Below are 242 nucleotides of genomic sequence, written 5' to 3' on the forward strand. Positions count from 1 at the left end.
CGTTCTCCAACCTGGTGTTCAACGCGGTCAACCAGCTGGCTGGTGTCACTGGCGGCCGGTGTGCGCGCTTCGGCGGTGCTGTTGCTGTTGGGCAGCTACTGGTTGCTCAGCGACTGGCCCAGCGGGGGCATGATGACGCTGATCGCCACGGTCACCGTGGGCCTGTCGGCGGCTTCGCCGAACCCCAAGCGCATGTCGTTTCAGATGGCCTGCGGCACGGCGATCGGGGCCTTTGTCGGCTT

The 242-nt window shown here is 66.1% G+C and carries 1 protein-coding gene; it reads left to right on the forward strand.

The annotated features are described in order from the left end of the window. Nucleotides 1-42: 42 nt before the first annotated feature. On the forward strand, nt 43-242 hold a 200-nt coding region (locus SB772_RS44870; RefSeq protein WP_410839135.1), incomplete at its 3' end, for an FUSC family protein.

Source organism: Paraburkholderia sp. SIMBA_030 (assembly GCF_046535245.1).
In the GTDB taxonomy this organism is placed as follows: domain Bacteria; phylum Pseudomonadota; class Gammaproteobacteria; order Burkholderiales; family Burkholderiaceae; genus Paraburkholderia.